Origin of the sequence: Paenibacillus terrae, assembly GCF_000943545.1 — a bacterium.
GTDB lineage: Bacteria > Bacillota > Bacilli > Paenibacillales > Paenibacillaceae > Paenibacillus > Paenibacillus terrae_A.
Genome location: NZ_JTHP01000018.1, coordinates 15,648 through 35,246, shown reverse-complemented (window position 1 = coordinate 35,246; position 19,599 = coordinate 15,648). Strand labels below are relative to the sequence as shown.

Sequence of the window (19,599 nt, the reverse complement as noted above, 5' to 3'; positions counted from 1 at the left end):
CTCCCAGCGCCACGACTACAAGAAAAAGGATATAAAACAAATCCATAAGCTACTTACCCCCTAATCCTTATGCTACTCTATATTGTACTATAAGGATTCGTCCATACGTCTCATATTGTTGACAAACTTATGAACAATGTCACAGACAAAATGGATTATACAGTAACTGGCTTCCGTTCAGATATCGGCGGCAAGGCTTGCAAACCCACTGCATTCAAGAAATTCCAAGGTTTGTTATAATGCGGCTGGAAGAAGAAATCCACAAAGGCCAGTTGATCAATGGTCATATGATTTTGAATGGCCACCGACAGGGTATTAATCGATTGGGTCAAATCTACCTTCGACATAATTTGTGCTCCGACAATTCTCCGTGTTTCCTGCTCATATACAACCTTCAGCAGCACCTTTTCCGAGGTTGGCATAAATTCAGGACGGTAGCTGTCCTCAATGGTTACAGCCTCTACAGCCATGCCTTCGTCCGCTGCTGCCGCTTCCGTCAAACCTGTTCCTGCAATATTATCTTCATAAATTTTAATACCCGAAGTTCCCTGTGTTCCCATATAGGCAATAGTCGGCTGAACCAAATTGCGTGCCACCAGCGTACCCATACGAACAGCGTTGGTTGCCAATGGAATATAAGCTGATTTGCCTGTCGGGTTGTAGCGGATTGCACAGCTATCGCCTGCGGCAAATACGTCCGGGCAGCTGCTTTGCATATAATTGTCCACAATGATCGCGCCGTTGGGCAGCATGTCTACCTGACCTTTAAGCAGATCCGTTTGAGGACGGAAGCCGATGCAGAGAATAACAAGCTCTGTTTCATATTCTCCTTTGGATGTAACCACTTTATTCACCTTACCGTTACTTCCTTCAAAACGGCTCACTGTTTCTCCCAGCACCAGCTTGATGCCATGTTCCTTCAAGGAACCTTCAATTCGGTCTGTATATTCCGGGTCCAAATATTTATTCAAAATACGATCAGCGCTGTCGATCAGCGTTACGTTCTTGCCGTTCATTTGAAAAGCTTCCACCAGCTCAACACCGATATATCCGGCTCCGACAACTGTAATGTTCTGTACATGCTTGGCTTTCTCAATGATGTCATTGGAATGATTATAGTTTTTGCAGAGCAGAATATGATCAAGCTCAATACCTTCCAGCTTCGGAATAATAGGCCACGAGCCTGTAGTTACAATTAATTTATCAAAGGTGTCCGTGAATTCTTCTCCTGTTTGGAGATTGCGTGCTTGCAGCGTTTTGCCTGCTGTATCGACATTCGTTACCTCATGAAGCATCTTGGTCACGACACCCAACTCAGCCAGTTCATTCGGGGAAGAATAAAACAATCCGTGCGGATCTTTGACGACACCACCTACGTACAGAGCAATACCACAGGATAAAAACGAAATATTGTCATTACGCTCGTAAACGGTAATTTCTGCATCTGGATAACATTTGGCTGTGTTGACGATGGCTGCCGTACCTGCGTGTGTACATCCGATAACTGCTACTTTCATGTTGAATTCCTCCTTGGTGTGTGGGCATACAATGTATAATAATTGTGAATTGTTACACGTAACTGTGTTATTGATTGTGATTTATTTCACTTCATGCGCTTATTATAATGTGACATTTTTCACATTGCAATAGCTTTCTATGATATTCACAATTTGTCCACATTTTTAAAGTCAGGAAGATACAAAGTCAGCCGTTTGCTGAAACGACTCTTTGCTTCATTCAGTTTTTCCCGTACGGGGCTTGATTATGCCTTTTATCAGGCTTCCAAATGCTACTGCAACGATCAACCTAATGTGAAATTCAGACAATAAAAAAGGCCGAACCCCGGAAAAACACCGGAAATTCAACCTTATCTAAACGCATATTTCTGACTAAGCTGGAAGCTATTACAGGAGTTGCTCGATAGCCGCTTTCATCGCCTCTGGTGATTCCTTGGGTTCAAAGCGCCCCACAGGCACACCTTCACGATCCACAATGAATTTCGTGAAATTCCATTGAATCGTGCCATCTTCCTGCTCTCCAGGCTGCTGCTTTTTCAAAAATTCAAACAGAGGTGCTGTATCCGGACCGTTAACGTCCACTTTAGCGAATACCGGGAAATTAACCCCGTAATTCAGTTGGCAAAATTCAGCCGCTTCCTCGCTGCTGCCCGGCTCCTGACCGCCAAATTGGTTACAAGGGAAGCCTAATACAACCAGTCCCCGATCCTTATATTCATCATATAGCTTTTGCAAATCCCCATATTGCGGGGTAAGTCCGCATTTGCTTGCGGTATTTGCGATGACCAGCACCTTACCGGTGTAGGTATCCAGAGGAACCTCCTGATTCGCTGGTGTTACAGCATGATGTGAATAGACAGACATATAGCATCCTCCTTTGTTTCGCTTGGTTTAAGTTTCATCACCTATTTTACCCAAAACGAGACGGACACGCCAACATCCCTCGACTTTAGCGAGACGCCACCACTTCGAGTCTGCGTTCTTCACGTTCTGAAGCGGACATCCTTGGACACGCAAAACAATACCGCTGGCCTCCACCTGTCTTGTAATATTGGCAGCAGGACGGTTTCATATATGCCTTCTCACCGGGACGGTAAGGGTTATCCAGCTCAACGAGACGAACCGTAAACGGGTTTCTTTTACGCCCGAATACCTCTCCCTCCAGCTCCCGTGTCACATAATCATAATCTTGTTCAAAATGCTCCACATCCTGTGGATCGGCTAGCGATGGCTGTACTCTGTCCTTAAAATACAGCAAAGTCAGCGGGAACTGTCCCCACATCTGTCCAACAGATGCACCTCCTACCGAAGCCATCGCCTCCAGTATCGGCCTGATCTGCAAGCTGTAAAAGTCACGCAACACCTGCTGCGCCTGCCCGGATGAATGATGCTCGTCTTGCCTGATGTTGTCCAGCTCAGTTGTGTCAATGACCTGAAAGCTGATGGCGGGATATTTCCCTTGATAACAAATATGAAATCTGAGATTGGAAACCGACAGATCGAGACGGCGTTCACACAAAGACACCATAAAATGCTGAGCAAACACAAGACCACGCAACTGGTTCACAAAATAAACGGCTGTGGTCAAGCCGTCTTCCGCACGCAGCAACTCACCATAATACTCCATCACAGAGCCAAGCTTATCCGGTTCAAGCCATTCTGCCACAGGCCCGGAGTATACCGCATCTTCTGGTGTGTCTGTCACTATTCGCGCCAACTGCTCAAGCTGATCATAATCCAGTGGTTTCATTAGGTCTCCTTTATCCTCTTGCCGCTACCTGTGGTCTGGCTTCACGCCGCTCGGAAACGGAGCCCACTACATGATTCTCCTCCAGCTTCAATCCCTTTACGGCTTGGCTTACGGCTGGTTGTCCGGCCAAAGCATATGGAAGACACAGCGGTACACCTGTACGAGGATCTGTTACGATATCCGCTTCAATACCGAACACCTCGCGCAGCACGTCAGGGGACATGACCTCGGTTGGCGTTCCTACAGCCTCGGCCTTCCCTTTTTTGATCGCGATCATATGCTGGGCGTACCGGGCTGCATGGTTCAAATCATGCACGACCATGACAATGGTACGTTCGGCCGAAGTGTTCAAATACTCTAACAAATGCAACACTTCCAATTGATGCGCCATATCCAAAAAGGTAGTCGGCTCATCCAAAAACAAAATATCAGTATCCTGCGCAAGCGCCATGGCAATCCATGCACGCTGGCGCTGCCCGCCAGAAAGCTGGTCGATCGGGCGATCGTGGAACTCGCTCATTCCTGTCACCTGAATGGCCCACTCTACCATTTTACGATCATCTGCTTTCATAGAGCCAAAGCCTTTTTGATAGGGGAAACGTCCGTAAGATACCAGTTCCGTCACAGTCAATCCTTCCGGTGCAGTCGGATTTTGCGGCAAAATAGCCAACTGCTTCGCTACCTCCCGGGTGGATTGCTTATGAATGGATTTACCGTCGAGCAGAACGCTGCCGCCCTTAGGATTCATGATGCGAGCCATCGTCTTCAGAATGGTGGATTTGCCAGAACCATTTGCGCCCACCAAGGCTGTGATTTTCCCTTGCGGTATTTCTACGTTCAGATCCTCCACAATCAACCGATCTTCATAAGCAATATCCAGATTAGCCGTTTTCAGACGAAACATTCGGAATCATTCCTTTCCCTTATCTAATATATAGTCACGGGCTTAATGCACGTTATTCATCAAAACTTCATTCTATCTTTATATAATAAAGATATTGATAATCATTATCAAGTATTGATTGGCATATTCCCTATATCATACAGTGCATATCATCCAATATTTCCTCAAAATTTCGAATCACATCTTCCAACCAAGGCAAGGATGCTCATGATTAAACTCAAAACTATATCTACATTGAGACACACCTGTTGATTAACCACTAAATGGTAGAAAAAAAGCCGTCAACTCGGTAAAATGTTTGTACCTCTACAAACTTAACCGAAAGGTGACGACTCCATGAAAAAGTCTATCACGATTACATCTATCCTTCAATCCATTCTGACACCAGAAGAAGTGCAAAACGTTGTCAAGGAAGTTGATTATGAAGACAAAGCCCGTAAATTCACGGTAACCCACTTACTTCATTACTGGTGTACAGCTGCTTTAGAACAATGGGACGGTTATCGTTCGGGTGTGGATCATGCCAATCGCAGTGGCCTGCCTGTAGTTCATTATTCTTGTTTTTCTACCAAAGCCGCCGAAGTCCCTTTTGCTCTATTTCAGGAGCTTTTACATCGGGTCATTCACAAGTGTAGCCGAGAAACACGCCGAAAACTTACGTTTCCCAAAGAATTACTCCTCATCGATTCAACGACCGTGACGGTGGGAAAAACACGACTCCCCTGAGCTCCTTATCACGGAGAGCGTTCTGGCATTAAACTTCATGTGGCTTTACGAGCCGAAAACGGGCGACCTCTTCAGGTCGTCGAATCGCTGGGTTCCAAGCATGAGGGCCCTATGAGTGAAGCGCTGGCTCAGCCAGACTACATTTTGGTGATGGATCGTGCTTATGGAAACTGGAGCGTCTGGATGACTTCAAAAACGTCATTCGGCTTCGCGACAACGTTCATTTGGAAAGACCTCATGCCCTTTCTCGTCTCCCAAAGACAGATTCATCCGTCATTCGAGATATCACTTGCCAATTGGGGACACCGCAGTGTCGTTCCAAGCAGCGTCATCGTGTGGTGATGTTTCAAGATTTTGAAGGCCGAGACATCCGAGTCGTGACCGATTTAATGCAGGTCACGGTAGAACAAATCGCACAGATGTATAAAGCTCGATGGCAGATTGAGGTTTTTTTTCGTTGGATCAAGCAACATTTGAATATTCCAACGCTGTTTGGTACGACCTAAAATGCGGTCTATGGGCAACTGTTCTGCGCGCTCATCGTCTATGTCCTGCTCAAATGGCTATTTGATGCTGCTCAAACGACGTGGCCCAAACACGCCATTCTTTCCTTTGCCCGATTTTCCCGACTTTCCCTTCTTCACAAACTGCCTGGTGAATGGCTAATTCTAATTCAACGCATTCTTCTCCAGAGTACTTCTAGTTTTATGAATTAAATTACTTATTATGGTTAATCAACAGGCGTGGAACTGAATCGAATGTATAGTGGAGATACAAGAAATTCACAACAAAGAACTCCCCGTAATACTCATCTGTGGGGCGGCTAGAGGCACGGTAGTTATAGTAGATAGGGATTTGCCCCGTACTGCGGGGAAAGGTCACGGGAAGTTTGGATGAGGGGTTCACATTACCAAACAATATATCGGAAACGGCTCTGCCCGCTTCAATACCGCTGTGCCAGGCGTATAACATGGCTTTGGCGTAAATAGACGGGCCTTCAAGGGCAAGGGGAAGGCCCGCGCATACTACGGCTACAATGTTTTTATTAAAACGGCGTATTTCTTCCAGTAGCCTTATACGCTACGGGCTTCGCCATACATGTTCTGCTCCGCTGTCACGGCCACTAACCATTGTCTTTTGAATATCAAGGTCAAAATTCGTCAAATATTCCTTTCATAAATTAACCCTTCCTTCATGTTTGACAACACTCATCCGCATTTGTAAAATGCCCTCGCCTAGCGCACACATGCTTTGGTTTATTTTAAGATTCCAAAGCATCTTTAAGAAATTGAAGTGAATCATGACGAAATGCACTTGTTTTTGATTCGTCTATATGATGAAAAGTAACATCATCAATATTTGGAATATTTGATGTATCGTAAACATAGCAAGAAGATAAGCCAAACGTATCCAGCAGAGCTATCAGTCTTGAATCCATTGATTTGGGGTCTTGTGGATTATCAGATACCGGGAAAACCAAAAATGGAACCTTATATAAAATGGCAAAAACAGCCCCATGAAAAGCACTAGTAATAAAATACTTAGCGTGTTTTATGTACCCTACAAATTCCTTCGGACCAAACGTAGCTGCTCCAGCAGTTGCAAGAGATATAATCTCGTATCCGTACTTTTGTGAAAGTGCTTCAGCATATTCCTGAACCCCTGTATCTCGTAAATCATAAGTGAGTATATAGGCTTTTTCTGGCGGAGTAGCAGCTATATCATCCCATTCGGATTTATCAAGAAGCATTACAGGATCCAATACATGAGTAACCTCTCCATTTTTCATCGTTTTCACAAAAGGGATTGCACTTTTTTCACGAACAGAAACAAAGTCTAAGGAATTAACGTGTGGAGCAAGGATATTTTTTCGATCGGGCTCTATTTCTGCTCCTCCCATGCTTGCTGCGTATGCAGTTTTCGTTTTTGATGCTGGAACAAAAGAAAGTGCCATACAGGGTAAAATGTCATCGGAAATAACCCATGGTAAACCCCATATTTGGTCGCTACCGCAAACAAAAATATCGTAATCATCAACACATTCTGCAATATCAGATACTGTATATAAGCGTTCGCTGTGGGGAATGCTTTCGGAAAAAGTCCTAAAATGTTCAGCACTTTTAGCACTTTCATATGCTTGTAAGGTGTATTCGTTTAGCCACTTGAATGTAATTTGCTCACAATGAAATCCTAACTTAGCTATAGCTTTTTGCAGTGCATAAGCTCCAAGTTGGCCACCGTAATTATAGTTTTTGTAATAAAGAGTAATAATTCCAACTCTTTTCATAATAATCTCCATTCCGACTAAGTCGGCACAAACAGGAATGAAAGAAAAGTGCCGAAAAGTCTACATAAATTTGAATTTTGCAACAGTATAGCGTAATAAATCATCCTAAAATGATTTATTTGACTATCCAATTAGCTCAAAAACCGCCGTTTTTGCATCCATCTCACTAACACAAGTTATTTTTGAACAGTTCATAAATCCTTCGCTTAGTTTTATTATTTATATTCTTACTATTTATACAAACTTTTCAAAATATCTTCCAGCGACGATTCTCGTACCCGAATATCCACCACATTATACCGGGAAGCAACATAGCTGATAGCTTCTCCCGTTCGCATTTGATTATGAAGGATTTTATAGAAATGTTTTTGCGTTTCGACTCTTTGCAATTGAAAATGTTCGTGAATTATTGGTGGTATAGACTGATCGAACTCAACCTCTAAAATATACTCGGTTTCTTTATATTTTTCGTGGAAATCAATTTGTTCACCATCAAATAATAGTTTTCCCTTGTCGATTAACACGAGCCTTTGAGCCACTTCTTCAATATCTTTAGTATCGTGCGTGGTAAGTAGAATAGTGGTATTCTCCTCTTTGTTAATTTGTTTCAAAAATTCCTGAACTCTATCTTTAACAAGCACGTCTAAACCTATGGTTGGCTCATCAAGGAAAACTACTTGAGGTTGATGCAAAAAGCATAATGCCAAATTAGCCCGCATACGTTGCCCCAAGCTTAACTGTCTCACAGCCTGAGATAAAAAATCACCCATATCCAGCATTTCAATAAGTCTATCTCGCTGACGTTTATAATCCTGGGGCTTGATTTTGTACATAATCTTAAACATTTCAAAAGTATCACGCACAGGTAAATCCCATAGCATTTGAGAACGTTGCCCAAACAATACCCCAATTTTAAGGGCGTTCATTGTTCGGTTCTTGCAAGGATCATGGCCAAACACACGCACTGTACCCGAACTAGGAGTAAGGATACCCGTAAGCATTTTAATTGTTGTAGATTTACCTGCACCATTTGGACCTATAAAGCCCACCATCTCTCCTTGTTCGACGGTAAAATTGATATTTCTCACAGCGCATTTTTTTGTATAGCGAGGTCTAATAAATTCTGCAAAAACGGAACGATTGCTTTCACGATTGCGGATTTTATAATCCTTAGTCACATTTGATAATTCTATTTGTGGCATAAGCCCACCTCCTACAATGAACATAATTTAAGTTTCACGTACCTGCACTTTCATACTTGCTACTTAAAACCTGCCAACACAAAGCAGTAATCCCAACCAACAAAACAGCAACGATTGGTGCCAGCCACATAGTTATTTGCGGCATTATACCATCTTCTTTTCCAAGCAAAACTTGAATGGGATAGTAACTGGTAAACCCAAAGGGCAGTATTGTTGTAAATACAAATACAATAGCACGCGGATAAATGGTAATAGGATACTGAGTAAAACCCCGCACTTCCGAATAAAACATGCTCGTAGGTGACTTAGAACGAGTCCGGATCGCAGGCATGTCGCATATAAGCATCATACAAGCATTAATAACCGCCCCACTGATAATGACTATTACAAACCAAAGCCAATGTAATACAGTCCAAGAGATACCAAGTTGCGCAATGCTATACACCAAAACCCCTATCGATAATGAAATATGCGAAATAAATCCGGCATTATATGTGGTAGCCATTACATAAAAAAATGGTGACATTGGGCGAGTATACGCCTCATCGAGTTGACCATTTATAGCCATATTAGGGAAACCTCTGCACATATGCGTAGTGAAAGATGCCCCCAAAGCATATGTCAATAACCATACGGCATACATAAAAATGATTTCCGTTGACTCCCAGCCAGCCAATGAACCAAAATTCCACACCATTAAAAACAACATTAGTATTGAAATACTATAGCTAAACCATTGTGCAACAATACCGCCTAAAAACGCTCCAAGGTATTCAAAACTTGATCGATACACATATTTAATAATTGTAAAAAACACTCGCAACGTATGCAGAATTTATCCCCCCTGGACTACAATTTTATATTGAACCCTACTCCAAACAAATCGCTCTAAGGCAAACAGTAATGCAATCCAAAATACTTGCATTACTAGAAGCGTAACTATACCATCACCACGTATACGCCCCAAGTAAATTTCCATAGGAATAAATAAGGAGAATTGGAAAGGTAAAACATCGCTCACGGCTCTTAACCAATCGGGGTAAAACCATAGTGGCAAGACTGTGCCACCAAACAACATAAACAATGCCCCTTTGTACAAGCGAATATACCAAAAACCCATAAGCCAAAAGACTGAATAGCTGATTATCAGGTCAATTAAAATATATATGATTCCCCCCATTATTGCGGCTAAAATAAAAATTCCAAAAGTTACTGCGGATACGGGGGGTAAAATTCCGATTAACACGGTAGCTGCAATAAAAATAGGAAGGGAACTTGTAATCGTACTTACAACTGCCTTTGAATGCAAGCCCATCAAAAGTTGAAAATGATACGAACATGGCCTTGTAAGAGCGTGAGAAATATCCCCGGAATGGATATCTTTTCCAATAGATTCGCTAAATGTCGATGTTGTCCACACCATAAGAATATCCATTACCACAAAATAGGTTATAGTTTCAATTAATGTAGAATCTCCGCCATTTCCTGTCTCATATAAAGCCATCCACAATGCATAACGCACCCCCAACATAAACAATGCTGAAGTTACCCCCGCAAAAATATTGGTGCGATAGGTTGTAAACTGACGAACACCTTTAGCAATTGTGATGCAGTATAAATTAAATGCATTTCTCACGCAGGACGCACCTCTTTTTTTCTACATGCTGATTTGTAGTAAAGTATCTCTAAATTTTTCTCTATCTTGCTTATCCCAGCTTTCTAACAAACGTGCTATCTCATTCCATTTCGAATAACATTCATATTTAGGTGCAGGAGAATATTCAACTCTAAATAATTCAGAATTAATATTAAATTTATTGTTATTTTTATTTAAGTAGTCTAAAGCCCGCCTTAGCTCGTCACCATAAAAAGGGTAAAAATCATCCTCCCATTCTCCATTAGATTCTTGTTTAAGTTTTTTTTGGGTTCTATTAATATACGAGCCTGTCCATTTGAAATGATGAACTTGGCAGATAATTTCATTTGTTATTAGATGATCTTCAGCAATAACTGCATGGCTGCCTTCACTCAACGTTATGTGTCCTTTACATGCGGTTATTTTATATGGCCATGAATCGGCAATAGGAAAAGCAAAAAACCCACACATAGGAAATTGTTCCCAAATTGATTTATCATAATTTATTAATGGTAAATCTCCATCTTGTGTAAATCTATCTAATAAACAGCCTGAAATATAATCAACGTTGTCATTTTTAGAATTAATTATTTTTTTGATATCATTTGGATAAATTTGAAATTCATCTGAATCAGCAACAATAAACCAATCATCACTATATTTATTTATTGTTTCATTTATCAACGATGTTGTTATTCCACCGCTCCAATTTCCTGTATATATTTTTTCGGGAGTTATGCCTTGCTCTCGAAATACTAACAGTTTTTCATCGATTAGATGAAGCATATTCTCAGGTAGATGTAAAATTATATGAAAAGAATCAACTCCTATTTTTTTGTAGTGGTCTATAAAAAATGGGAATAACTCTAAATCTGGTGAAAAAACGGAACATAGTCTAAGAATTTGTTTCTTCATACCTACCTACCTACCTTCTAATTATTTTATGACTATCTAATTAGCTCATAATGATGACACGCACGCCACTTGTGAAGTGGTTTTGGTAATATACCTAACATCAGACGATAAGCGAGGCATAAGTGAGCTGGTTCTCAAGGATAAAGGCCAACTCATGGAAAATTCCCATATCGTCATTATCTGTGGATGGAATAAATTCATCATTTGAAACACTTCTTGTATATCCCAAATTCAGCATTATTTCTTTCATTTCCCCTATAAAGCGCTTATTTAAAAGTAAATCAATATCACCAATACCCCTCAATAAATATCATCATACAACAATTTTGAAAGAGCAACTCCTTTCATTAATACTACAGGTATTTTTTGATCTTCAGCACATCTAGCTAGCCTATCCAGTTCGTTTAAGTACAACTGTCCTTCCTCTATTAGCTTACTTACTTTGTTATCAAATTTTTCCTAACACCAACCGGTAATAGCTCTCTAAGATAGTTATATGGTACTAGAAACATCTTCTGATTTGTGCTCTATCAAAAAATGATTCCCAGTCTATATCGACGTAATTTTGTATGTTTATTCCTTCGGGAGAGTCAATATTATGTGCTATCTCAATAAGAAGGCCTCCTCGCTATTCGGCATGGGTAAAATAGACTGCGATTTTATATGGAGGGGCGGGCATGATAAGCTGGTTAGCATCGCGAAGTCCCTATGCTTCGCGGCTTTCGCGAGCAGTCATGCCCGCAGAGGCTCCATGTCAAATCGCCCTATTAACCTATCAAACGTGTCATTAACCACGCAGTATAGCGAAGAGCCATAAGAAGCTTATCTTCGTTACATAAACTACTAAGAACTGAACTCATGAAATCCCATCTCCTTATCAAGTTTATTGTTAATAACAATATTAATTAATTAACCTATTACCGTAACCTTTTCTTATATTATATTTACAAATTTTGAAAATGCAACATATTTCCTTGATTAATACTGTTAAAATTTATGACTTTAAGCATATTTTCAGGTGAATTCGTCGATATAAAGGCGACTTACCCCATCGGATAATCTGTCTTTATTCCTAGACAGGTTGCTTATCACATGCAGACAGATCTTAAATAGCTTGAACTTCTGGCCAAAGTTCAGCTTTTACTGTCCACCCATGTGTAATTGGCGTATCATAACCAGGCTCAAGAGCAAACTGGTTAACGTTTGCTGCACACCTTCCATTATGGCTTCAATATCACTTACCTCTGTTTCGAGTGGGGCCGATAAGTCAAGAGAGAACCCTTTAGGTGTAGCTCCCATAGCTAAAACATCACCGCATGTACATGCTGCTGCCCATCTTCCATAAAACTTAAGATTTTCTTCCAGAGTTAGCTTTCTTTTAATGTATGAGGGATGATCAATCGAGTTAGACAAGGTATGGTGCACTCGGATCCCCAGTAAATTCAGAAAGGTTTAAAATAATACAGCCATCAAATTTCTCAATTTTGGCTGTAGAGGCATACTTCCCCAAGACATTTCGGATAAACGATTTTTCCTCTAATTGTTTCAATTGCATTTTAATTAATCACTCCTTATAGAATGTGTACCCAAGGTTTTTATGCCTCATGGGTATCTTGAGAGTGAATTATAGTTACTAGACTATTGACTTGTCAATACTAGTCAATTATGTTTATATTACTTACTTAACATATGACTAACGCATTTTCACAAAGTACAGAGTAAATCAAACTGGTTTGATACCCATTACTTATCCGCTGGATCATTGATTCAACAAAGGGCCTACGATTCTTTAAAAGAATTATGCATTATGGAAACGCTCTCTCGTTTTACCCCTGTCCTAGTAGGTACACTACCCCTTAACCTGAACGTAAGTGGTAGTGATCTTGATATCCTTTGTTGCTTTGAAGATCAAGAAGAGTTTTACGAATATTTGTCTCTAAATTTTTCGAAACACTTTAGGTATTTCATAATTCATTCGTTATCACATTACGCAAGTCTTTACGTAACGCAACACGATCAACCCAATTACTTGTACGTACATTTAGTTATTGACAAAAAGAAGTTAAAATGGAAGTATATTATTGATGTGCCAACATATATGAGAGAGGTGTTAATGTGAAGTTCGATACATCGCCACAAGAGCTAAAAAACAAACGATTAATTTTTGCACTGCTAGCGCATCAAGACGAAGATGTATTAACTGCTCAGATAGATAACATTCGTTATTTTAATCCAAATGCCGGCATTGTTTTGTACAATGGAGGTACGAATGTTAATTTTGCTAAAAATATGAATGTATTAATTTATCCTCAGAGTCATCCATTGAAATACGGAAATATCGCGCCGTATTTTTGGGAAATTATGAATTGGATCGAAACTATGCAACTAGATTACGACTATATAATGAATGTTGATCATGATATGCTTTTTATCAAGCATGGTTTCGAAACATTTCTTGACGAGATTATGAAAGAAAATGATTGCATAGGATGGAGACTCGAAAATTCTATTGATCATCCAAATTCAGTTCCAATCGAAAGTATGGTAATTGAATGGAATTTATGGAAGCCTATTTTCAAAACTAATATTTATAAGAGTTATTTTAACCCTGGTCAAGTTTACACTCGTGCAATAGTCAAGCGTATGCTCACTCATGTCGAACATTCAGTCGTCGAACCTCTTATTAGGAACTCAGAGGCTTACGCCTTAGAGGAGGTTTTTTTTGTCACGCTTGCAATGGCTTGTGGAGGCAAAATAGGCGAATATCCTGGCGGAAGTAAATTTAACGAAGCCGTACGATGGGGTGAAAATATCACTTACATGGATATGAATGAATCCAATAAGAATCCGAATTATTATTGGATTCATCCCATTAAAGGCGAAGAACTCATTCAATTAAGCAGACAGATTCCGAAGATACCGAACAGAACAACGTGCTATCTGTAAATTCGCTAATTAGGTCTCTAACTATTAAGTATTCATGTTGAACACTCCTGCCACTTAGTAAGGCTACAATCGGGGGATTCTTTGATTATCAAACCTATTGATTTGAAGTTCTCAGGTCATACCACTCCGCTTTATAAGAAAGCTGACCGCACAAATTCTCTCCATGATTAATCTGCAATGGATTTAGTCAACTGCTTGTTTTTAAGCATATTCACTTGCAGACTTTCGATGTTGATCGTTTGGTTCTCACGTCGTGAATGCGTGCCGCTTCTTGCTTTGCTTTATGGTTACTACTTACATCGTAAGCGTCAAATAGCCCACATCTTCAGGACAAGGGTAGAGTAAAGGGCTGGGACTGCCAGCCCCTTCTCATCAAACCGTACGTCAGACTGGCTAACAATTATTAAAATCTCGTTTTTTGGCATGAAAATGGATGTCCTTTGTCGAATTTCTATATAAGGAGATGAGCGTGTATGCCTTATATCGAAGGTGAAGATAGATATCAAATTTATTTACTGCCAAATACGTTGGACGACTTTGTAGAAGAAGAAAATTCTGTCCGAGTCATTGATGCCTACGTCGATAGTTTGGCCCTGGAAGAATTGGGGTTTCAGATGTATCAGAGTACCAAAGCCGGGCAAAAACCCTATCGCCGGGAGGATCTTCTCAAGCTCTATCTTTATTTCTATATGAACGGCATCCGTTCCTCTCGCAAGATGGAAACCGAAACGAAAAGAAACATTGAACTGATGTGGCTAATTGGCAAGCTCCAGCCGGACCATGGCACATTATCTGCTTTCATGAAGAATAACCAAATAGCTATAAAAAAGCTGTTTAAAGAGTTCACCTTAATGTTAAAAGGTTTCGGATTGATCGATGGTCAACTTGTCGCGATAGACGGTACAAAATTAAAGGCGGACTGCTCTAAAAAACAACACTTTAATGCTAATGTTATCAGTAAGAAGCTAGAGTACATCGATCAAAAAATCGATGAATACTTGCGTGATTTTTTAACGGAGAACAATCGCCAAAAAAAGCAGGAAATCACAGAGAAGTTAGAGGATTATCAAAAGCGAATGCATGCGTTGCAGGTAATTAAAAAGAACTTAAGGATACGGGTGAAAATCAGCTTTGCGTTACCGATTCGGATGCTAAATCAATGAAAAATAACGGGAAGCATGAAGTTTGTTTCAATGTTCAAACTGCGGTGGACAGCAAGTATAAACTAATCGTGGACTGCGATACGGTCAACGATCAAGGGCAGCTGTCCAACATGGTGCAGAAAACAACGCAAGTTTTTCATGATCAAAAAACCACAATTGTGGCCGATACAGGCTATTTTAATTACCTTGAAACATCGACGTTGTCGATGAAAGCACCGAACTCTTAATTAAGCCGCATTTGGGGTTCCAGGATACGTTTGACTGCCGCTTGCACGACACGGTCTTCTACGGTAGGAATGCCTAGAGGTCTTAACGTGCCGTCCGCCTTCGGGATGTAGACTCTCTTTACCGGCTTTGGCCGGTACGTCTTGCTTCGCAGCGCGTGCTGAAGGGCTTGTACATGGCTCTCCAACTCAGACTCGTATGCCTTTAGGGTCACTTTGTCTACGCCTGCAGCTCCCTTATTGCGTTTCACCTCTCGAAAGGCTTCCTCCAAGTTTGGTACTGCCCAAATCTTGTCGATGAGGCTATACCATCTGCGCTTCTTGCCACCTTCTCCTTCACGGAAATGCCTGACGGTTTTCGTCTTTTCCTCCATGCTTTATCTACTTCCCTTCTAACACCCAGCGGATTAGCCCTGTGGGCAGTATTCCGAGTGCATGGTTGGTCCTTCACCCCAGACGGTCTACCATTATGTTCGACCCCGGTTCTACGCGCTTCGTGGCTCCCCGGCTTCTGCCTGGTACATGGCAGTTTTTTTCAGCACTTCTCTTTCACGGTTTCGGGCTTCGCACCAGGTCACTGCCTTTTCAAGTCGGCGCCTGCATCGGCGACTCTGCGCCAATTCACTTGCCTTTGCGGCCTTTCCGGCAAGCTTCTTCACTACTATCCCTACCTACGTCTGACTTCTTACCCTCCGTCGTTTCGTTCTTGACCTCACGATCAACGAAAGTTACCGCTTCGCGGAGAGGATAAGATCTCCTTGGGTCACGTCATCGCACTTTCCCCCGAATCCAGTCCTCTTAACCTACAAGAGTTACGGATGGTATGGGACGTTCCTTTCTTTTGCAAGGTTGTCCTACTCTGCCGGCCAACTTGGTTTTGCCGCCTGTTCCGGGTTTTGCCTTCTCATCCTCAGCACCCTTCCTCACGGACAGAGCACTATGAGTCAGCTATGTACTTCCGCCATCTCGCGGTGTACCGGGGGACCTTCACCCGTTAGCACGATGCGCTGCCAAGCGCACAAAAGGAGGTCCTGCAGGACCTCTTCCGATTGATTACAGACATATGTATGAAGTTAAGAGATGGAATAGGCGTAAATAGGCTCGATCGGCTTAAAGTACAGATACCCGTCGTCCCATGGCTGGAAGTGCAAGTCCATTCGTGAATTCTCCCAAGGGACAGGGGGACCTTTTGTGCCGAGACGACCCGGAATCACAGTCACCTCAATGACAGCGTGAAATTCCTGATAGCCGAACAGCAAATTCTCGTGCATCGCGATATTCTCATACTTATTCCCAAAAAAGCATGTTCCTCCTGCAGCTGGTAATGATAATAGATGTAGCGCGCCATCATTCCCCGCTTCAGATGAGCGATCCGGCCAACACGTCGCTCCACTGGATTTTTGCGCAACCAATGCTCATAACCTGCGGGTTCATTGAAGTGGGATACTGCCATGTTTGGGGGTGTAATGGATTATTTCCAGCCGTTTGTCTAGACGCAAAGCCGTTTCGGATTCAAAAGCTTCATATAACGAGGCTATTGAGTCGGTATTCAATTTGCCTATCACCAAACGGATTTTGGGTGTACTCAGGTAATGAACGTCTAACAATTTCCGAACTTGCTCCACCCACACCATTTTTGTGCGACGAGGACGAACACTGACGTGCCGCCAGCCTGCAAGTGGTTCGGTGAAGATAAAGATACCACAGGTTCCATGGTGTACGTATTCCGAGTCTTCGTGCATTGGCTCGGCGGGCTTCATCGGGATCGGTTTTCGTGCGTCATCCAGTAGTTTGGAACGGTTTCTCATCCATACAAATCACAGGACATGGGTAAATGGTATACCTCTGGTTGTCTCCTGTGCACGGATCTGTCTCTGGATCTCGTTACGATTCAAAGGTATTATCACATGCGCTGGAATATCGAGACAGAATATCGTTACTTTAAGGAACTTCTCAGTTTCTAGAAAACCTGCATCAAACCCGTACAGAAGACAGTCCAAATGCTTCAGCCATGAGACGTATAGATTTCATTTTGGCATCAAAGTCGTGAATAATGCTCGCAACCATGATCTCCTGTGCATTATAGTCCTTACTTAATTGCTCAATCTGACGTTTCACCTGTTCGGGCGAACCGACCACCATACGTTTGCGATTCTCACGAATCCGCATCCGGTCAAACGGCGTATACGGATACGCCAGTGCCTTTTCTACGGAAGGTGTGCCAGCGGAGCGCATTCCCTGCTCCAGTAACACCAGAGACAGGTCCATACTGGAAGCCAATCGGTTGGCTTCCTCTTCGGTATCCGCACAGATAGCAAATACAGCGACAAGCGAACGTGGACGGTCACTATGCTGCGAAGGCTTAAAATGCTCCTGATACTCCTTCATCGCTCCTGTGCCGCCTTCGCCGTTGATGAACTGCGCAAATGCAAAACCCACGCCGCGTTCGGCGGCCAGACCTGCGCTATCACCGCTGGAGCCAAGCAGCCACATTTCCGGTACAGTTTCTACAAGCGGCATCGCCTGTAGCGAACCGAAGCGATGCTCGTTGCCTGTGCTGTCATGCAAATAAGCTAGCAGGTCATCCAACTTCTCAGGGTACAGATCAATGCCACCCCGCATTTTGCCTTCTTGCAGGGCTCTGGTAGCAATCGGCATCCCTCCGGGCGCTCGTCCCAAACCCAAATCAATGCGTCCCGGATACAATCCCTCCAGCACGCGGAAGTTTTCCGCTACTTTATAAGCGCTGTAATGAGGCAGCATCACACCACCCGACCCCACTCGAATTGTTGAGGTACGGGCGGCCAGATGTGAAATTAGTACCTCCGGGCTGGACCCTGCAAGATTTGCGGCAGAATGATGCTCTGATACCCAAAAGCGATGATACCCCAAGCGCTCCGCCTCTATAGCAAGCTCAGCGGTCTTTTGTAATGCTTGCGCATGCGTCATGCCTTCCGATACCGGAGATTGGTCAAGAATGCTGAGTTTTATCATATAAAGTCTGACCTTTCTGTTTGGGAATAAGAATAGGCATTAATTATAGCACGCGAAGCCACAGTTACCCAAGAGGGGTCAATTTGGTTTACACTGGAAAATTGATTTTACACCGGAATTGGAAATGTTTATTTTTCGTTGAGGCTCGCCTTCACTTTATCCGCTTCATAAAGATGTGAACGCTTTTTAAAGAAACTAAACAGATGTGTGACGATAACCTTCAATACAGCATAGCCCGGAACCGCCAGTATAATCCCTATCACTCCAAACAGATTGCCCGCCGTCAGAATGACAAAGATAATCGTGATCGGATGCACCCGGAGAGACTTGCCCATAATTTGCGGAGAAATAAATTTACCCTCAATGAGCTGTACGACTGTCCATACAATGACCATTTTGAGCAGCATAACCGGAGATGTTACCAAAGCTACAATTAATGCAGGCGTAATGGCAATCACAGGGCCCAAATAAGGAACAACGCTCGTAAAGGACGCAATGACGGCAAGCGTCAGAGAATAGTCCAGCCCGATGATCAAGTAGCCGATATACAACAGCACCCCGATACAGAAGCTGACAATAATCTGCCCCCGGATATACGAGCTGACCTGATGATTCATTTCGGTCATAATGCGATCAGTCTCTTTACGAAACATAGGCGGGAACATCTTTAGCACCGACTGTGGCAGCTTGCGTCCATCCTTCAGCAGGTAGAACAGAATAAATGGAACCGTAGCGATCGCAAGCACCGTTTCTGTGACTACACCCAAAAAACTTCCCAAACTTGCCCAGACATTATTAATGAAGGCAGATAACTTTTCAGAAGCCTTGGAGGCCAGCTCTGAGGGATTGATTTGAATCGTGTTCTGGAACTGGTTCACAAAGTCACTGCCAATTAATTTCTCAAACTGTTGTTGTACTTGCTCGCTATATGCAGGCACATTTTCAATCAAACCCTGAATCTGATCTTGGATCACAGGCACTACCGATGTAATCACGACGGTAATAACCCCTATGATGAGCAAATACAGCACAATAATGGAGTATATCCGTTTGACCTTTTTGCGTTCCAGTGCATCAACCAGCGGATTGAACAGATAGTACAAAACACCGGACAAAATGACAGGGAGAATGATCGTTTTTAGCAGCACAATGACAGGGGTAAATATGTACGAAATTTTGGTGAGCACCAATACATTTAAACCGATGAGCAGCAGTACCAGCAGGAATAACACAAACTTGTTGTTCAGAAAAAACTTTTTGAATCGGTCTTTCCATGCCGGAGTTGTTTCCACATGACATTCCCCTTCTCTTTAAGCAAATGAGTTAATGATCCTT

The 19,599-nt window shown here is 42.4% G+C and carries 24 protein-coding genes and 1 pseudogene; 7 read left to right on the top strand and 18 right to left on the bottom strand.

The window, feature by feature from the left end:
• Window positions 1-155 precede the first annotated feature (155 nt).
• The 4 genes from QD47_RS11095 to QD47_RS11080 form a co-directional block, all read right to left on the bottom strand.
• Entirely contained in the window at window positions 156-1,517 is a 1,362-nt protein-coding gene (locus QD47_RS11095) for an FAD-dependent oxidoreductase (protein ID WP_044646186.1), read from the bottom strand.
• Between the two features lie 387 nt (window positions 1,518-1,904).
• The gene (locus QD47_RS11090) at window positions 1,905-2,381 is read right to left on the bottom strand and encodes a glutathione peroxidase (protein ID WP_044646185.1); all 477 of its coding nucleotides are present in this window, start codon (window positions 2,379-2,381) and stop codon (window positions 1,905-1,907) included.
• Between the two features lie 85 nt (window positions 2,382-2,466).
• Window positions 2,467-3,267 carry a hypothetical protein gene (locus tag QD47_RS11085; protein WP_044646184.1) on the bottom strand — a complete coding sequence of 267 codons (801 nt, stop codon included), beginning with the start codon at window positions 3,265-3,267 and terminating at the stop codon, window positions 2,467-2,469.
• A 10-nt stretch (window positions 3,268-3,277) separates the two neighbouring features.
• Window positions 3,278-4,171: an ABC transporter ATP-binding protein gene (locus QD47_RS11080; protein ID WP_044646183.1), complete on the bottom strand. Its 894-nt coding sequence runs from the start codon at window positions 4,169-4,171 to the stop codon at window positions 3,278-3,280.
• Window positions 4,172-4,507: 336 nt separating this feature from the next.
• Here QD47_RS11080 and QD47_RS31580 point away from each other — a divergent pair, with 336 nt between their 5' ends.
• The 3 genes from QD47_RS31580 to QD47_RS31575 are packed head-to-tail and all read left to right on the top strand — an operon-like array spanning window position 4,508 to window position 5,403.
• Complete coding sequence (locus QD47_RS31580) at window positions 4,508-4,897, top strand: hypothetical protein (RefSeq protein ID WP_152643794.1); 390 nt, start codon at window positions 4,508-4,510, stop codon at window positions 4,895-4,897.
• A gap of 39 nt (window positions 4,898-4,936) precedes the next feature.
• Entirely contained in the window at window positions 4,937-5,239 is a 303-nt protein-coding gene (locus tag QD47_RS32510) for a hypothetical protein (RefSeq protein WP_200893420.1), read from the top strand.
• Window positions 5,122-5,403 carry a transposase gene (locus tag QD47_RS31575; protein WP_161797173.1) on the top strand — a complete coding sequence of 94 codons (282 nt, stop codon included), beginning with the start codon at window positions 5,122-5,124 and terminating at the stop codon, window positions 5,401-5,403. The genes QD47_RS32510 and QD47_RS31575 overlap by 118 nt, the downstream gene beginning before the upstream one ends.
• 211 nt (window positions 5,404-5,614) lie before the next feature.
• On the opposite strand, the gene QD47_RS34140 is transcribed toward QD47_RS31575, so the two are convergent.
• The 10 genes and pseudogenes from QD47_RS34140 to QD47_RS32140 form a co-directional block, all read right to left on the bottom strand.
• A complete protein-coding gene (locus QD47_RS34140) occupies window positions 5,615-5,965 on the bottom strand; it encodes a glycoside hydrolase family 3 C-terminal domain-containing protein (RefSeq protein ID WP_412177971.1) in 351 nt (116 codons plus the stop codon).
• Between the two features lie 193 nt (window positions 5,966-6,158).
• Window positions 6,159-7,184, bottom strand: coding sequence for a polysaccharide pyruvyl transferase family protein (locus tag QD47_RS11070; RefSeq protein ID WP_044646182.1), 1,026 nt, complete (start codon window positions 7,182-7,184; stop codon window positions 6,159-6,161).
• Window positions 7,185-7,414: 230 nt separating this feature from the next.
• On the bottom strand, window positions 7,415-8,386 hold the full coding sequence (locus tag QD47_RS11065) for an ABC transporter ATP-binding protein (protein WP_044646181.1): 972 nt from the start codon (window positions 8,384-8,386) through the stop codon (window positions 7,415-7,417).
• Between the two features lie 34 nt (window positions 8,387-8,420).
• A complete protein-coding gene (locus QD47_RS11060) occupies window positions 8,421-9,203 on the bottom strand; it encodes an ABC transporter permease (protein WP_044646180.1) in 783 nt (260 codons plus the stop codon).
• Window positions 9,204-9,221: 18 nt separating this feature from the next.
• The gene (locus QD47_RS11055) at window positions 9,222-10,022 is read right to left on the bottom strand and encodes an ABC transporter permease (protein ID WP_044646179.1); all 801 of its coding nucleotides are present in this window, start codon (window positions 10,020-10,022) and stop codon (window positions 9,222-9,224) included.
• 21 nt (window positions 10,023-10,043) lie between these two features.
• Window positions 10,044-10,937 carry a hypothetical protein gene (locus QD47_RS11050; protein ID WP_044646178.1) on the bottom strand — a complete coding sequence of 298 codons (894 nt, stop codon included), beginning with the start codon at window positions 10,935-10,937 and terminating at the stop codon, window positions 10,044-10,046.
• Window positions 10,938-11,037: 100 nt separating this feature from the next.
• Window positions 11,038-11,241 (bottom strand): hypothetical protein, encoded by a 204-nt coding sequence (locus QD47_RS11045; RefSeq protein WP_044646177.1) that lies wholly within the window; start codon window positions 11,239-11,241, stop codon window positions 11,038-11,040.
• Window positions 11,238-11,381 (bottom strand): annotated as a pseudogene (locus tag QD47_RS34135) (hypothetical protein); the annotation flags it as partial. The pseudogene QD47_RS34135 and the gene QD47_RS11045, both read right to left, overlap by 4 nt.
• Window positions 11,382-12,077: 696 nt before the next feature.
• Window positions 12,078-12,362: an AIR synthase related protein gene (locus QD47_RS34130; protein WP_412177970.1), complete on the bottom strand. Its 285-nt coding sequence runs from the start codon at window positions 12,360-12,362 to the stop codon at window positions 12,078-12,080.
• On the bottom strand, window positions 12,343-12,492 hold the full coding sequence (locus QD47_RS32140; protein WP_161797171.1) for a hypothetical protein: 150 nt from the start codon (window positions 12,490-12,492) through the stop codon (window positions 12,343-12,345). Before QD47_RS32140 ends, QD47_RS34130 begins: the two co-directional genes overlap by 20 nt.
• A gap of 207 nt (window positions 12,493-12,699) precedes the next feature.
• Here QD47_RS32140 and QD47_RS34125 point away from each other — a divergent pair, with 207 nt between their 5' ends.
• From QD47_RS34125 to QD47_RS30045, 4 genes are all read left to right on the top strand, one after another.
• Complete coding sequence (locus QD47_RS34125) at window positions 12,700-13,056, top strand: DUF4269 domain-containing protein (protein WP_412177969.1); 357 nt, start codon at window positions 12,700-12,702, stop codon at window positions 13,054-13,056.
• Window positions 13,053-13,883: a hypothetical protein gene (locus tag QD47_RS11025; RefSeq protein WP_044646174.1), complete on the top strand. Its 831-nt coding sequence runs from the start codon at window positions 13,053-13,055 to the stop codon at window positions 13,881-13,883. Before QD47_RS34125 ends, QD47_RS11025 begins: the two co-directional genes overlap by 4 nt.
• A gap of 473 nt (window positions 13,884-14,356) precedes the next feature.
• A complete protein-coding gene (locus QD47_RS11020) occupies window positions 14,357-15,046 on the top strand; it encodes a transposase (RefSeq protein ID WP_152643791.1) in 690 nt (229 codons plus the stop codon).
• Window positions 15,043-15,273 (top strand): hypothetical protein, encoded by a 231-nt coding sequence (locus QD47_RS30045; RefSeq protein ID WP_052646761.1) that lies wholly within the window; start codon window positions 15,043-15,045, stop codon window positions 15,271-15,273. Before QD47_RS11020 ends, QD47_RS30045 begins: the two co-directional genes overlap by 4 nt.
• Here QD47_RS30045 and QD47_RS11015 read toward each other — a convergent pair.
• The 4 genes from QD47_RS11015 to QD47_RS10995 form a co-directional block, all read right to left on the bottom strand.
• Entirely contained in the window at window positions 15,270-15,644 is a 375-nt protein-coding gene (locus QD47_RS11015; RefSeq protein WP_044646173.1) for a reverse transcriptase family protein, read from the bottom strand. The genes QD47_RS30045 and QD47_RS11015 overlap by 4 nt on opposite strands.
• 699 nt (window positions 15,645-16,343) lie before the next feature.
• On the bottom strand, window positions 16,344-16,541 hold the full coding sequence (locus QD47_RS33130) for a hypothetical protein (RefSeq protein ID WP_235332247.1): 198 nt from the start codon (window positions 16,539-16,541) through the stop codon (window positions 16,344-16,346).
• 703 nt (window positions 16,542-17,244) lie between these two features.
• On the bottom strand, window positions 17,245-18,264 hold the full coding sequence (locus QD47_RS11000) for an LLM class flavin-dependent oxidoreductase (protein ID WP_044646172.1): 1,020 nt from the start codon (window positions 18,262-18,264) through the stop codon (window positions 17,245-17,247).
• Between the two features lie 128 nt (window positions 18,265-18,392).
• Window positions 18,393-19,556, bottom strand: coding sequence for an AI-2E family transporter (locus tag QD47_RS10995; protein ID WP_044646171.1), 1,164 nt, complete (start codon window positions 19,554-19,556; stop codon window positions 18,393-18,395).
• Between the last annotated feature and the right edge of the window lie 43 nt (window positions 19,557-19,599).

What these genes read in the sequence shown, in the direction of transcription:
- QD47_RS11095 (WP_044646186.1), bottom strand. Translation starts at nt 1,517, where the DNA reads ATGAAAGTAGCAGTTATCGGATGTACACACGCAGGTACGGCAGCCATC.
- QD47_RS11090 (WP_044646185.1), bottom strand. Translation starts at nt 2,381, where the DNA reads ATGTCTGTCTATTCACATCATGCTGTAACACCAGCGAATCAGGAGGTT.
- QD47_RS11085 (WP_044646184.1), bottom strand. Translation starts at nt 3,267, where the DNA reads ATGAAACCACTGGATTATGATCAGCTTGAGCAGTTGGCGCGAATAGTG.
- QD47_RS11080 (WP_044646183.1), bottom strand. Translation starts at nt 4,171, where the DNA reads ATGTTTCGTCTGAAAACGGCTAATCTGGATATTGCTTATGAAGATCGG.
- QD47_RS31580 (WP_152643794.1), top strand. Translation starts at nt 4,508, where the DNA reads ATGAAAAAGTCTATCACGATTACATCTATCCTTCAATCCATTCTGACA.
- QD47_RS11070 (WP_044646182.1), bottom strand. Translation starts at nt 7,184, where the DNA reads ATGAAAAGAGTTGGAATTATTACTCTTTATTACAAAAACTATAATTAC.
- QD47_RS11065 (WP_044646181.1), bottom strand. Translation starts at nt 8,386, where the DNA reads ATGCCACAAATAGAATTATCAAATGTGACTAAGGATTATAAAATCCGC.
- QD47_RS11050 (WP_044646178.1), bottom strand. Translation starts at nt 10,937, where the DNA reads ATGAAGAAACAAATTCTTAGACTATGTTCCGTTTTTTCACCAGATTTA.
- QD47_RS32140 (WP_161797171.1), bottom strand. Translation starts at nt 12,492, where the DNA reads ATGCAATTGAAACAATTAGAGGAAAAATCGTTTATCCGAAATGTCTTG.
- QD47_RS11020 (WP_152643791.1), top strand. Translation starts at nt 14,357, where the DNA reads ATGCCTTATATCGAAGGTGAAGATAGATATCAAATTTATTTACTGCCA.
- QD47_RS30045 (WP_052646761.1), top strand. Translation starts at nt 15,043, where the DNA reads ATGAAAAATAACGGGAAGCATGAAGTTTGTTTCAATGTTCAAACTGCG.
- QD47_RS11015 (WP_044646173.1), bottom strand. Translation starts at nt 15,644, where the DNA reads ATGGAGGAAAAGACGAAAACCGTCAGGCATTTCCGTGAAGGAGAAGGT.
- QD47_RS33130 (WP_235332247.1), bottom strand. Translation starts at nt 16,541, where the DNA reads ATGCACGAGAATTTGCTGTTCGGCTATCAGGAATTTCACGCTGTCATT.
- QD47_RS11000 (WP_044646172.1), bottom strand. Translation starts at nt 18,264, where the DNA reads ATGATAAAACTCAGCATTCTTGACCAATCTCCGGTATCGGAAGGCATG.